Annotated in this window: 12 protein-coding genes; 8 read left to right on the top strand and 4 right to left on the bottom strand. The window is 63.7% G+C overall.

What is annotated here, in order from left to right:
• Together ACXJKO_RS06325 and ACXJKO_RS06320 are read right to left on the bottom strand one after the other, a co-directional pair.
• The gene (locus ACXJKO_RS06325; RefSeq protein WP_457090241.1) at positions 1–927 is read right to left on the bottom strand and encodes a DUF58 domain-containing protein; all 927 of its coding nucleotides are present in this window, start codon (positions 925–927) and stop codon (positions 1–3) included.
• A gap of 10 nt (positions 928–937) precedes the next feature.
• The gene (locus ACXJKO_RS06320; protein ID WP_457090240.1) at positions 938–1,954 is read right to left on the bottom strand and encodes an AAA family ATPase; all 1,017 of its coding nucleotides are present in this window, start codon (positions 1,952–1,954) and stop codon (positions 938–940) included.
• A 197-nt stretch (positions 1,955–2,151) separates the two neighbouring features.
• Between ACXJKO_RS06320 and ACXJKO_RS06315 the strand changes: the two genes are divergently transcribed.
• Genes ACXJKO_RS06315 through ACXJKO_RS06300 form a run of 4 tightly spaced genes read left to right on the top strand, consistent with a single transcriptional unit; the run spans position 2,152 to position 4,881 of the window.
• Positions 2,152–2,754, top strand: a complete 603-nt coding sequence (locus ACXJKO_RS06315; RefSeq protein ID WP_457090239.1) for a DUF1285 domain-containing protein — start codon at positions 2,152–2,154, stop codon at positions 2,752–2,754.
• Positions 2,751–3,389: a CoA pyrophosphatase gene (locus tag ACXJKO_RS06310; RefSeq protein WP_457090238.1), complete on the top strand. Its 639-nt coding sequence runs from the start codon at positions 2,751–2,753 to the stop codon at positions 3,387–3,389. The genes ACXJKO_RS06315 and ACXJKO_RS06310 overlap by 4 nt, the downstream gene beginning before the upstream one ends.
• Positions 3,386–3,643, top strand: coding sequence for a DUF6111 family protein (locus ACXJKO_RS06305; protein WP_457090237.1), 258 nt, complete (start codon positions 3,386–3,388; stop codon positions 3,641–3,643). The genes ACXJKO_RS06310 and ACXJKO_RS06305 overlap by 4 nt, the downstream gene beginning before the upstream one ends.
• Positions 3,640–4,881 carry a CCA tRNA nucleotidyltransferase gene (locus tag ACXJKO_RS06300; RefSeq protein WP_457090236.1) on the top strand — a complete coding sequence of 414 codons (1,242 nt, stop codon included), beginning with the start codon at positions 3,640–3,642 and terminating at the stop codon, positions 4,879–4,881. Before ACXJKO_RS06305 ends, ACXJKO_RS06300 begins: the two co-directional genes overlap by 4 nt.
• Positions 4,882–5,152: 271 nt before the next feature.
• Here the strand turns inward: ACXJKO_RS06300 and hemF are convergent, their stop codons facing one another.
• Positions 5,153–6,049, bottom strand: coding sequence for an oxygen-dependent coproporphyrinogen oxidase (gene hemF, locus ACXJKO_RS06295; RefSeq protein ID WP_457090235.1), 897 nt, complete (start codon positions 6,047–6,049; stop codon positions 5,153–5,155).
• A complete protein-coding gene (locus ACXJKO_RS06290; protein ID WP_457090234.1) occupies positions 6,046–6,534 on the bottom strand; it encodes a tRNA (cytidine(34)-2'-O)-methyltransferase in 489 nt (162 codons plus the stop codon). Before ACXJKO_RS06290 ends, hemF begins: the two co-directional genes overlap by 4 nt.
• Positions 6,535–6,742: 208 nt before the next feature.
• Here ACXJKO_RS06290 and ACXJKO_RS06285 point away from each other — a divergent pair, with 208 nt between their 5' ends.
• The 4 genes from ACXJKO_RS06285 to ACXJKO_RS06270 all read left to right on the top strand — a co-directional run bounded on the left by ACXJKO_RS06285 (position 6,743) and on the right by ACXJKO_RS06270 (position 11,567).
• Positions 6,743–8,596, top strand: coding sequence for an ABC transporter ATP-binding protein (locus ACXJKO_RS06285; protein ID WP_457090233.1), 1,854 nt, complete (start codon positions 6,743–6,745; stop codon positions 8,594–8,596).
• A gap of 203 nt (positions 8,597–8,799) precedes the next feature.
• The gene (petA, locus tag ACXJKO_RS06280) at positions 8,800–9,351 is read left to right on the top strand and encodes a ubiquinol-cytochrome c reductase iron-sulfur subunit (protein WP_457090232.1); all 552 of its coding nucleotides are present in this window, start codon (positions 8,800–8,802) and stop codon (positions 9,349–9,351) included.
• A gap of 27 nt (positions 9,352–9,378) precedes the next feature.
• The gene (locus ACXJKO_RS06275; protein ID WP_457090231.1) at positions 9,379–10,659 is read left to right on the top strand and encodes a cytochrome b; all 1,281 of its coding nucleotides are present in this window, start codon (positions 9,379–9,381) and stop codon (positions 10,657–10,659) included.
• A gap of 23 nt (positions 10,660–10,682) precedes the next feature.
• Entirely contained in the window at positions 10,683–11,567 is an 885-nt protein-coding gene (locus ACXJKO_RS06270) for a cytochrome c1 (protein WP_457090230.1), read from the top strand.
• Positions 11,568–11,603 lie beyond the last annotated feature (36 nt).

Genomic DNA, 11,603 nt, shown 5'->3' with positions numbered 1-11,603 from the left:
TCACCTCCCTCCCGGATTGCCGCTGCGCCCGGCCGCAACCAGGGTCAGGATGCGCAGGGCCGCCTCGCTCGCGGGCCTGTCGGTCCGATGGATCGTCAGGGTCCAGCCCCGGCGGCGCGCGAGATCCTGAAGTTCCCCCCGGTGCTGTTCGATCCTGTTCCTATAGGCTTTCCCCCAGGAAACGGCATCGCCGATGCGTAGCGATACGCCATCCTCCAGATCGTGCAGCACGGCTTGGCCCTGGAACGGGAAGGTCTCCTCGACGGGATCGACGATCATGACGAGATGGCCGCGCGCGCCCCGCGCCGAGATGCCCTCGACGGTTGCAGCGATCTCCCGCACTGGAGATAGAAAATCGCTGATCAGGATGGCTTCATGCTGGGGGGCGATGGACGCGCCGGGAGGCAGGTCTTCCTCCATCGACACGCGGTCCGCCACCATGGTCTGGGCCATTGTCTCGGCTATGCGGCGGGTGGCGCGTGGCGGCATGAGGCCCAGCATGCCGACCTTCTCGCCCGCTTCCACGAAGCAATCGGCAAGCGCAAAGCCCAGAACGATGGCGCGCTCGATCTTGGGAGCCTGCGCCAGCTCCGAGGCATAGCCCATGGAGGCGGAACGATCGACCCAGACCCAGACGGTCTGCGCCGTCTCCCATTCCCGCTCGCGCACATAGAGCCGATCATCCCGGCCCGAGCGGCGCCAGTCGATACGCTGGGCGGCCTCTCCCGCCACGAAGGGACGGAACTGCCAGAAGGTCTCGCCGATACCCGCGCGCCTGCGGCCATGGATGCCATGGGCCAGGTTGGCGGCGACGCGCCTCGCCTCGAGCACGAGATGCGGCATCCGGCTCGCCAGCGAGAGGGCGCTTTCTGTCTCTTGGCGGCCCGGCGAACGGGCGCTTTCAGGGAGGACCCGGACACGGGCCATATCGCGATCCTTAGCCCGCCAGTCGGGCGGTCAGTCGGCCGATGACGCTTCTCAGCGTCTCGCCGTCGGCGCGGGCGGAGAAGGTAAGCGCCATGCGGTGTTTGAGAACCGGCTCCGCGAGAGCCACCACGTCGGCGATGGAGGGCGCGACGCGGCCCTCGATCAGCGCGCGGGCGCGTACCGCCAGCATGAGGGACTGGCTGGCGCGGGGGCCGGGACCCCAGAGAATCTTGTCGCTCACGCCCTCGACGGTTGCACCTTCGGGGCGGGCCGAGCGCACGAGGTCGAGAATGGCCTCGACCACGCTCTCGCCCACAGGCAGGCGGCGCACGAGGCGCTGGGCGTTCATGAGCATTTCGGCGTTCATCACTGCCGTCGGCTTGTGGTCCTCGGCGCCGGTGGTCTCGATGAGGATGCGCCGCTCGGCCTCACGTGTCGGGTATCCGACGTCGATTTCAAGGAGAAAGCGGTCGAGCTGGGCTTCGGGCAGCGGATAGGTGCCTTCCTGCTCAATAGGGTTCTGCGTCGCCAGCACGTGGAAAGGCTGGGGCAGGTCGTGCCGCTCGCCGCCCACGGAGACGTGATGCTCCTGCATGGCCTGGAGCAGGGCCGACTGGGTGCGTGGGCTCGCGCGGTTGATCTCGTCCGCCATGAGGAGCTGCGCGAAAACCGGGCCCTTCACGAAGCGGAAGGAGCGGCGGCGGTCGGCTCCCTCGTCGAGGATTTCCGACCCTAAGATGTCCGAGGGCATGAGGTCGGGGGTGAACTGGATGCGGCGGGCATCGAGGCCCAGCACGGTGCCGAGCGTTTCCACGAGCTTCGTCTTGGCGAGGCCCGGAACGCCGACGAGCAGGCCGTGACCGCCCGCGAGCAGGGTGATCAGGGTCTGATCGACCACGTCTTCCTGGCCGAAAATGACCGTGTGAATGGCCTCCCTGGCGCGCCCGACAATCTCAAGCGTGGCCTCCGCATTGCGGATGATCGCGTCGTCCAGAGCGGTAGGCGCTTGAGCAATGCTGGCCGTCATGAGGTCATTCTCCCTCTTCTTTGCACTAAGCCCCGGCAGTTAGTCTGCCTTCGATCCGTGTCGATATGCAAGGGTCGATGCGCCGCAGCAAAAATCGATGGATGGACGAAGGGGCCGGGAACTCTATGCTCTAGGAAGTAACCATCGCCGGTCGTTCGTCGATCCTCCCCGTTCATTTTCTTGTTCACGCTTGTGTCATGACCCAATCGCACACCCCATCTTCCGGCAGCGCCCTGGCCCGCCTCACCGAGGCGCTCGGGTCCGATGCCGCCCGCAAAGGGCCACCGCCGGTCGAGCGGTGGAACCCGCCCTATTGCGGTGAAATCGACATGCGCATCGCCGCCGACGGCTCCTGGCATTACATGGGCACGCCCATCAACCGCCCGGCCCTGGTGCGCCTGTTCTCGACCGTTCTGCGAAAGGACCCGGAGCGCTACGTGCTCGTGACACCCGTCGAGCGGGTCGGCATCGTTGTGGACGATGCGCCGTTCCTGGCCGTCGAGATGGCTGTGGAAGGGGAGGGCGATAAGCGGCAGATCGCCTTTCGCACGAATGTGAACGATCTGGTCCAGGTCGGGCCTGAGAATCCCCTGCGCTTCGATAAGGATGCCCATGGCGGCGCGAAACCCTATGTGAAGGTGCGCGGCGATCTCTGGGCGCTCGTCACCCGCGCCTTGGCGCTCGATCTCATCGCCATGGCCGAGGAGCGGGAGGTCGAGGGGCAGCGCCTGTTCGGCGTCGCAGTGGGCGGGGCCTTCTTTCCCATCGCACCGGTTGCCGATCTCGGAGAGGTTTCGTGAGAACGGCGCCTTTGGACAAGCCGGATTTCCTGACGCTCGCCGCTGAGCGCCTGCGCCCAGAACCGCCGCATCTGGAGGATGCGCTCGCCAATCCGCGCGGCGATCAYAGCCTCGACGATGTTCCCCTGGTCTACCCTTTGACCCCCAAGCCCGCCGCCGTGYTGGTGCCTGWCGTCATGCGCGAGGAACCGGCTTTGCTGCTCACCGAACGCTCGGCCCATCTGCGCCAGCATTCGGGCCAGATTGCCTTTCCCGGCGGAAGGGTTGATCCGACTGATGCTTCGATTCTGGACGCGGCCTGCCGCGAAGCCGAGGAGGAGATCGGCCTCGACAGCCGCTTCATCGCGCCGCTCGGTTATCTCGACGCCTATCTCTCGACCACCAATTATCTGGTCGTCCCCGTGGTGGCGCGCATCTCGCCCTCCTACACCTTGAAGCTCAATCCGCATGAGGTGGCGGACACCTTCGAGGTCCCGATGAGTTTCCTCATGGACCCGGCGCGTCACGAGCTCCATTCCCGCGAGTGGAAGGGCAGGCTTCGCCGCTATTATGCAATGCCTTATAAGGGTCGCTATATCTGGGGTGTAACGGCGGGAATCATCCGCAACCTTTACGAGAGGCTCTATTCGGTATGACGCGTGCGTTCCTGCAGGGATTGGTGCTGTTCCTCCTGCCTTTCGTGCTTTTCGGCATCTATCTCGTCATCCGGCGCCGCAATGCCCTGGTCTGGTCCTCCTGGAGCGATCAGTCGGTCTGGCTCACGATAGCAGGACTTGTTATGGTCATCCTCTCGCTCGTCGCCACAGGGTTGCTGACTGAGCGCGAGACCGGTGCGTTCGTGCCGACCCATATCGAGAACGGACGCGTCGTCCCGGGACACTTTCAGTGAATCAGCCACTCGATCATACGGCGCTTCTTGAGTTGCTGGAGCGCCCTCAGCTGCGGCGCTTGCTTGAAGTCTACAATGGTGGAGCTGAGGAAACGCGCATCGTCGGCGGCGCCGTGCGCAATGCGCTTCTCGGACGTCCCGTGACGGAAGTCGATTGCGCGACCACGATGCTGCCCGAGGCCATCGTACGGCGTGCGAAGGACGCAGGTTTCAAGGCCGTTCCCACGGGTATCGATCACGGCACGATCACAGTCATCGTCGACGGCGAGCCATTCGAGATCACGACGCTGCGCGAGGATGTGGAAACCGACGGTCGCTATGCGGTCGTGCATTTCGGGCGCGATTTCGTGCTCGATGCCAAGCGCCGCGACTTCACCATCAACGCCCTGTCGCTGGGCCTCGACGGACAGCTTTACGATTATACCGATGGCGAGGCCGATCTCGCCGCGCGGCGCGTACGCTTCATCGGCGATGCGCATACCCGTATCCGCGAAGATTACTTACGCATCATGCGCTTCTTCCGCTTTCACGCGGAATATTCGGAAGGCGACCCCGATCCTGAAGGACTCGCCGCATCCTCTTCCGAGCGTCAGGGCCTGACGATCCTGTCGAAGGAAAGAATCCGTCACGAACTGCTCAGGCTTCTCGTCGCGCGCCGCGCGGAAGAGACGATCCACGTTCTTGCCGATCACGGGCTTCTCACATGGCTGCTCGCAGGTGCTGCGGAATTCGGACGCTTCGGCCGAGTCATCGCCAAGGAACGGCCGGTTGCCGTCTGGCGACTTGCCGCTCTCGCCGTCATGGTCGAGGAGGATGCAGAGCGGCTGCGCGAGCATCTGAGGCTCTCGAACGATGAGCACAAGAWGCTCGTGGCCTATGCGCAGTTATTGAGCGTTCTCAAAACCTGGGCGCTTCCGATCGATGCAAAGGCCGTTCGCAGGCTTGTTGCGGAGTATGGAGCCGAGCTGCTTGGAGTCGTTTTGTCCGCGATTGCAGGTGAGACATCGCCGAAGCTGCGCGATGATGCGCTCATTGCTCTTGAGCAGTATCGGAGTGGCACGGAGCCTGTCCCCGTGTTTCCGATGCGTGGTGCTGATCTCATCGAGCGCGGCATTCCAAAGGGGCCAAAGGTGGGGGAATTGCTAGCGCAAGGCCGTCAGGCCTGGCTTGCCGAAGGATGCCCAACGGATGAGGCTTATGCGCGAGCGTTGATCGAGCGGGTAGTGGCGAGAGCTTAAACCTGCACGTCATCCCGGACGGCGCAGCCGATCCGGGATCGTATGCAGGATAGGGCGACTGAGCCTCTACGCTGTCATTCCCGCGAAGGCGGGAACCCATAACCACCGAACGTGCAAAACAAAGCTGTTCGGTTCGAAATGCTTTTCTTTCACCGTCGTGGTTATGGGTTCCGGATTCCGCTGCGCGGCCCCGGAATGACAAAAGGGCGGCACTACATCCTGAAAACGATCCCGGGTTCTGCTCCGCAGCCCCGGAATGACGCGTTTGTTGTCACGGCCACCGCACCGTCGGCGGCATGGATGACAGGATCGACGCGATGTTGCCGCCGGTCTTCAGGCCGAAGATCGTGCCGCGGTCGTAGAGCAGGTTGAACTCCACATAGCGCCCGCGACGCACCTGCTGCTCGAATCGATCCTCTTCGGTCCAGCCCTTCGTCACGTTGCGGCGCACGATTTCGGGATAGATCTTCAGAAAAGCCTCGCCCACATCCTTGGTGAATGCGAGATCGCGGTCGGGATCGCCGGTCCAGTGATAATCGTAGAAGATGCCGCCGATGCCGCGCGCCTCGTGGCGGTGCTTGAGATAGAAATACTCGTCGCACCATTTCTTGTACTTTTCATAAGACCCTTCCGGCGCATGGCGATGGCAGGCATCCTCCAGGGCCGCATGGAAGGCGTTGGTATCGGGATCGTCCTGCGTGCGGCGCCGATCGAGCACGGGCGTGAGGTCCGCGCCGCCACCGAACCAGGGCTTCGTGGTTACCACGAAGCGGGTGTTCATGTGAACGGTCGGCACGTTCGGGTTCCACGGATGGGCGATGAGCGAGATGCCGCCGGCCCAGAAATTCGGGTCTTGGTCGGAGCCGGGAATTTGGCCGCGAAATTCCGGCGCGAACTCGCCATGCACCGTCGAGACATGCACGCCGACTTTCTCGAACACGCGGCCACGCATCATCGACATGACGCCGCCGCCCCCCGGCGCACCGCTGTGGTCCTTGCGTTCCCACGGCGTGCGCTCGAACCGGCCCGCTTGCGAAGCCTCCGGCGGCAGCGGAGCCGTCACCTCGTCTTCCAACGCCTCGAACGCGGCGCAGATGCGATCGCGCAGGGCCGCGAACCAGAGAGGCGCTTCGATCTGCAGGCGCTCGATATCGGCTTTGTCGGTCATCGCGTGATCGCTTCAGGTTGGAGAGGGGAAGGAAACGAACGGGTCTGCCGCAGGGCCTCGCCCAGGATCATCGCGGCGGTGACCGCGACGTTGAGAGAGCGCAGGCCCGGCTGCATGGGAATGGTGATTCTGGCATCCGCCGCCTCATGAACCTCGTCGGGAACGCCCGCGGATTCGCGGCCGACCATGATGATGTCGCCGGGCTCAAAAGCGAAGTCGGTATAGGGCACGGCTGCCTTCGTGGTGGCCAGAATCAGCCGTCCTCCGGCCTCCCGGCGCCGTTCCTCGAAGGCGCGCCAGGAAATGTGACGTGTGATTGTTACGCTGTTGAGGTAATCCATGCCCGAACGACGCAGGTTCCGGTCGGACACATCGAAGGCCGCTGGCTCGATGATCTCCACGGGTACGCCGAGGCAGGCGGCCAGGCGCAGCATGGTCCCTGTGTTCTGGGGAATGTCCGGCTGGTAGATGGCAAGATGAGGCATGGCATCCGTCATCGGGTCAGGTGGCCTCCGCGTCAAGTGAACGGTTCGCGTCCCCTGTAGCATCGGACCCAAAAGTGGTCTTGCACTTTTGGGATCCATCCGATGCTTCTCTCCTTAGTTTAGAGCATCGTTCGTGCGGAAAACCGGACCCACTTTTCCGCACGATGCTCTAGGTTGAAGCAGGGGACGTCAGGATGAGAATTTAAGGATGAGACTATTCCGGTGGCTGGAAAAGCGGATCGATGTGTTCGCTCCGTTCAATGAAGGCGAGACCCCGCCGAACACGGTCAGCGGCTTTGCCTGGCATTACTTAAGGCCGGTTCGCTCCTGGCTCGTGATCCTCTTTTTCGTCTCCCTGGTCGTCGGCCTGTTCGAATCGTCACTTTACATCCTGCTGGGCCGGCTGGTGGATATGCTGACGAACTCGACGCCGAATCGGATCTGGGCGGAACACGGCACCACGCTCATGGTCATGGGGGGCCTCGTCATCGTCGTCAGGCCCATCCTGAATTTCGCCCATGAGGTGATCTCCAATCAGGTGATCATCCCGCAGAGCACCAACCTGATCCGCTGGCGGACCCACGTTTATACGCTCGGCCACGCAGTAAGCTACTTCCAGGCGGATTTCGCGGGGAGGCTGGCCAACCGCATCATGCAGGGCGGCGGGGCCATCCGCAGCATTGCGGTCACCCTCATCGATACGCTGCTTTACGTGGTGATCTATGCCATTACGGCGCTCGGCGTGTTCTCCAGCGTCAGCCCCTGGCTCGCCCTGCCCATGGGGCTCTGGATCATGGGCTATGCGATTCTCCTGCATTTCTTCGTGCCCCGCGCCAAGGAACGCTCCCTGAAGGTCGCCGATACCCGCTCCGCCCTCGTAGGCCGAGTCGTGGACAGCTACACCAACATCCTCACCGTCAAACTCTTCGCGCGCGCCGATGAGGAACGCTCGGCCGTCAGGGAGGCCGTGGGGGCGAACACGGACGCCTTTCTCCGATCCCTCCGGCTCAATTCCATCGTGACCGGCCTTCTCTCTGTCATGAACAGCCTTCTTCTCGCAGCAACCGGCGCTCTCTCCGTCCTCCTGTGGAGTCGTGGCATCATGACGAGCGGCGAGGCGGCGGCGGGGCTTGCCCTCGTCATGCGCATCCTCGCCATGTCCGGCTGGGTGATGCACGAGGTCCGGGACGTGTTCGAGAATATCGGCACGGTGCAGGAGAGCATGCAGACCATCGCCCGGCCGCACGGGCTGGTCGATGTGCCCCAGGCCCCCAGGCTCGCGGTGCCCCGTGGGGAAATCCGGTTCGAGAATGTCTCCTTCCATTATGGACGGGAGGAGGGGGTAATCGACGGCCTCGACCTGACGATCCGGGCTGGCGAGAAGGTCGGCCTCGTGGGAACCAGCGGGGCGGGCAAGACCACCATCACCTCGCTGCTCCTGCGCCTCCACGATGTGGAAAGCGGGCGAATCCTGATCGATGGACAAGACATCTCCAGGGTCGGTCAGGACTCGCTGCGGGATTCCATCGCCGTTGTGACCCAGGATACATCGCTCCTCCATCGCTCTATCCGGGACAACATCGCCTATGGCCGCCCCAATGCCGCGGACGAGGAGATCATCCATGCCGCGCGCCTCGCCCATGCCCATGAGTTCATTCTGGAGCTGGAGGATCACCGGGGCCGGCGGGGCTATGACGCCCATGTGGGCGAGCGAGGGGTAAAGCTCTCCGGCGGGCAGCGTCAGCGGGTGGCGATTGCCCGCGTGATCCTGAAGGACGCGCCGATACTGGTGCTGGACGAGGCGACCTCGGCCCTCGATTCAGAGGTGGAGGCGGCCATTCAGGAATCGCTCGCCACCCTCATGGAGGGCAAGACGGTGCTCGCCATCGCCCACCGGCTCTCCACGATTGCCGCCCTCGACCGGCTCATCGTGCTGGAAAAAGGCAGGGTCGTGGAGGAGGGAACCCATGCGGAACTTCTGGAGCATGGTGGGCTTTATGCCCGGCTCTGGCGGCGCCAATCCGGCGGGTTCCTCGGGGCTGACGAACCGGTTTCCGCATAAGGGTTAGACTGGAACAACTCCAATCCGCTATGGACAGGCGGGCTTGGCCGTGCCAAAGAGCGCCCGCGCGGCGACTCCCAGTCGCATTGCGCGCGCGTTGCCGCCTATGCTTCCTCGATTGCGGGGACATGGCGCCTGGTGCCTGGGTTACCAAGCATTTCAGACGCGCGGTTCTCGTTTTTGGATCAATGCTGGAGAGCCAAGTGGCCGAGACCACCACGACCGTCGCAGAGCCGACACGGCGCGATTTCCTCTACATCGCCACGGGCGCAGCCGCCGTCGTCGGCGGAGCAACCCTGGTATGGCCCTTCGTCAGCTCCCTGGCGCCCGATGCGGCGACTGTGGCGGCCGGTGCCCCCGTCGAAGTCGACCTGACCCCCATTGCCGAAGGCCAGATCGTAAAAGTCTTCTGGCGCGGCAAGCTGATCTTCATCCGTCACCGGACGGCTGAGGAGATCAAGGCGGCCGAGGACGTGAACGTCTCGTCCCTGCGCGATCCGCAGCCCGACGCGGCCCGCGTGAAGGAAGGCAAAGCCCAGTGGCTCATCGTTTACGGCAACTGCACCCATCTGGGCTGCGTGCCGCTCGGCCAGCAGGGTGAATACCATGGCTGGTTCTGCCCGTGCCACGGCTCGATCTTCGACACCTCCGGGCGCGTCCGCGGCGGCCCGGCGCCGATCAATCTGCCGATCCCGCCCTATGCCTTCGCGTCCGACACGAAGATCGTGATCGGCCAAGAAGAAGCAACGGCGTAAACCCACCGCGACGATCAGGCGATATCCATGAGCGCACATCCCACGACTTATGTTCCCAAGAGCGCCTTCGGCAAGTGGTTCGAGAGCCGCTTGCCCATCGCGGGGCTCGTCCATTCCTCGTTCATCGCGTTCCCGGTGCCGCGGAACCTGACCTATTTCTGGACCTTCGGCGCCATCCTGGCCTTCATGCTCGTGTCGCAGATCGTGACGGGCGTGTTCCTGGCCATGTACTACACGCCGAACGCAGGCATGGCCTTCCAGTCCGTCGAGCACATCATGCGCGACGTGAACTACGGCTGGCTGCTCCGCTACCTGCACGCCAACGGCGCGTCCATGTTCTTCGTGGCCGTGTACATCCACATCTTCCGGAACTTCTACTACGGCTCCTACAAGGCGCCGCGCGAGGTTCTCTATATCCTCGGCGTGATCATCTTCATCCTCATGATGGCCACCGCCTTCATGGGCTACGTGCTTCCCTGGGGCCAGATGAGCTTCTGGGGCGCTACCGTGATCACCAACCTCTTCTCGGCGATCCCGGTCGTCGGTGAGACCATCGTGAGCTTCCTCTGGGGCGGCTACTCGGTGGGCAACCCGACCCTGAACCGCTTCTTCTCCCTGCACTACCTGCTGCCCTTCATGATCGCCGGCGTCGTCGGCCTGCACATCTGGGCGCTGCACGTGCCGGGCCAGAACAACCCGACCGGCATTCCGATCAAGTCGGGCAAGGACGCGGTTCCGTTCACGCCCTATGCCACGATCAAGGACATCTTCGCCGTCGTCGTGTTCATGCTGTTCTTCGCCTATTGGGTGTTCTACATGCCGAACTATCTCGGCCATGCGGACAACTACATCCCGGCGAACCCGGCCGTGACGCCGTCGCACATCGTCCCCGAGTGGTACTTCCTGCCCTTCTACGCGATCTTGCGCGCCATTCCCGATAAGCTCGGCGGCGTCATCGCCATGGGCGCGGCCATCGTGATCTGGGTGTTCATGCCCTGGCTCGACACGTCGAAGGTCCGCTCCACGGCTTACCGCCCGCTCTACAAGCAGTTCTTCTGGCTCTTCGTGATCGTCTGCATCATCCTCGGCTGGCTGGGTTCGCGTCCTGCCGAAGGCTGGTACGTGATCGCGTCACAGATCTGCACCGTGCTCTACTTCGCCCACTTCCTGATCGTCCTGCCGGTGCTCGGCTTTATCGAGCGTCCGCTGCCGCTGCCGAATTCGATTCTCGAATCCGTCATGGGCGTGCAGAAGGGTGGGGCGGGCATTCCGACCGGCGCCAATGCCGAGCCACATTCCAAGGGCTGATGCGAGCGTTGAGGAACAGAACAATGATGAAGCGTACTCTTCTCATCGCAGTGGCCATTCTCGGCTTCGCGGCCCCGGCATATGCCGCCGGCGAGACCCCGGTCCCGCCGCAGCAGAAATGGAGCTTCCAGGGTCCGTTCGGCAAGTTTGACCGGGCCCAGCTCCAGCGCGGCTTCAAGGTCTACCGGGAGGTCTGCGCCTCCTGCCACGGCCTGAGCTACGTTGCCTTCCGCAACTTGGCTCAGCCCGGCGGCCCGGAATTTTCCGAGGCCCAGGTCAAGGCTCTCGCTGCCGAGTACAAGATCCAGGACGGCCCGAACGAGGCCGGCGACATGTTCGAGCGTGCCGGTCGTGCGGCCGACCGCTTCCCGTCGCCGTTCCCGAATGAGAACGCGGCGGCAGCGGCCAATGGCGGCAAGGCCCCGCCGGACCTGTCCCTGATGGCCAAGGCCCGCACCTACGAGCGCGGCTTCCCCTGGTTCGTCACCGACGTGTTCCGCCAGTATTCGGAAAACGGCGCGGACTACGTGACCGCTCTTCTCAACGGCTACGAGGAGCCTCCGGCTGGCTTCACCGTGCCCACGGGCGGTCACTACAACCACTACTATCCAGGCCACATCATCGCGATGCCGAAGCCCTTGAGCGACGGGCAAGTCGAGTATCCGAAGAACGAGGCCGGCCAGCCTCAGGTGCCCGAGACGGTCGACCAGTACGCCCACGACGTGACGGCGTTCCTCATGTGGGCAGCGGAGCCGCACCTCGAGGCCCGCAAGCGCCTCGGCTTCCAGGTCATGCTGTTCCTGCTCGTCCTGTCCGGCCTGCTCTACTTCACCAAGAAGAAGGTTTGGGCCCGTGTAGGCGGCGAGGTCGAAGGCCACGCCACCCCGCCGATGACGCACAACCCATAACGTTCACGAGAAAGGCCCCGGTTTCGGGGCCTTTTT

The sequence above is a fragment of the Microvirga sp. P5_D2 genome, from assembly GCF_054049475.1.
The sequence above is the reverse complement of the archived record's forward strand: the minus strand, read 5'-3'. Positions and strand labels throughout refer to the sequence as shown.

What these genes read in the sequence shown, in the direction of transcription:
- ACXJKO_RS06305 (WP_457090237.1), top strand. Translation starts at nt 3,386, where the DNA reads ATGACGCGTGCGTTCCTGCAGGGATTGGTGCTGTTCCTCCTGCCTTTC.
- ACXJKO_RS06285 (WP_457090233.1), top strand. Translation starts at nt 6,743, where the DNA reads ATGAGACTATTCCGGTGGCTGGAAAAGCGGATCGATGTGTTCGCTCCG.
- ACXJKO_RS06275 (WP_457090231.1), top strand. Translation starts at nt 9,379, where the DNA reads ATGAGCGCACATCCCACGACTTATGTTCCCAAGAGCGCCTTCGGCAAG.
- ACXJKO_RS06315 (WP_457090239.1), top strand. Translation starts at nt 2,152, where the DNA reads ATGACCCAATCGCACACCCCATCTTCCGGCAGCGCCCTGGCCCGCCTC.
- hemF (WP_457090235.1), bottom strand. Translation starts at nt 6,049, where the DNA reads ATGACCGACAAAGCCGATATCGAGCGCCTGCAGATCGAAGCGCCTCTC.
- ACXJKO_RS06320 (WP_457090240.1), bottom strand. Translation starts at nt 1,954, where the DNA reads ATGACGGCCAGCATTGCTCAAGCGCCTACCGCTCTGGACGACGCGATC.
- ACXJKO_RS06270 (WP_457090230.1), top strand. Translation starts at nt 10,683, where the DNA reads ATGATGAAGCGTACTCTTCTCATCGCAGTGGCCATTCTCGGCTTCGCG.
- ACXJKO_RS06325 (WP_457090241.1), bottom strand. Translation starts at nt 927, where the DNA reads ATGGCCCGTGTCCGGGTCCTCCCTGAAAGCGCCCGTTCGCCGGGCCGC.
- ACXJKO_RS06290 (WP_457090234.1), bottom strand. Translation starts at nt 6,534, where the DNA reads ATGCCTCATCTTGCCATCTACCAGCCGGACATTCCCCAGAACACAGGG.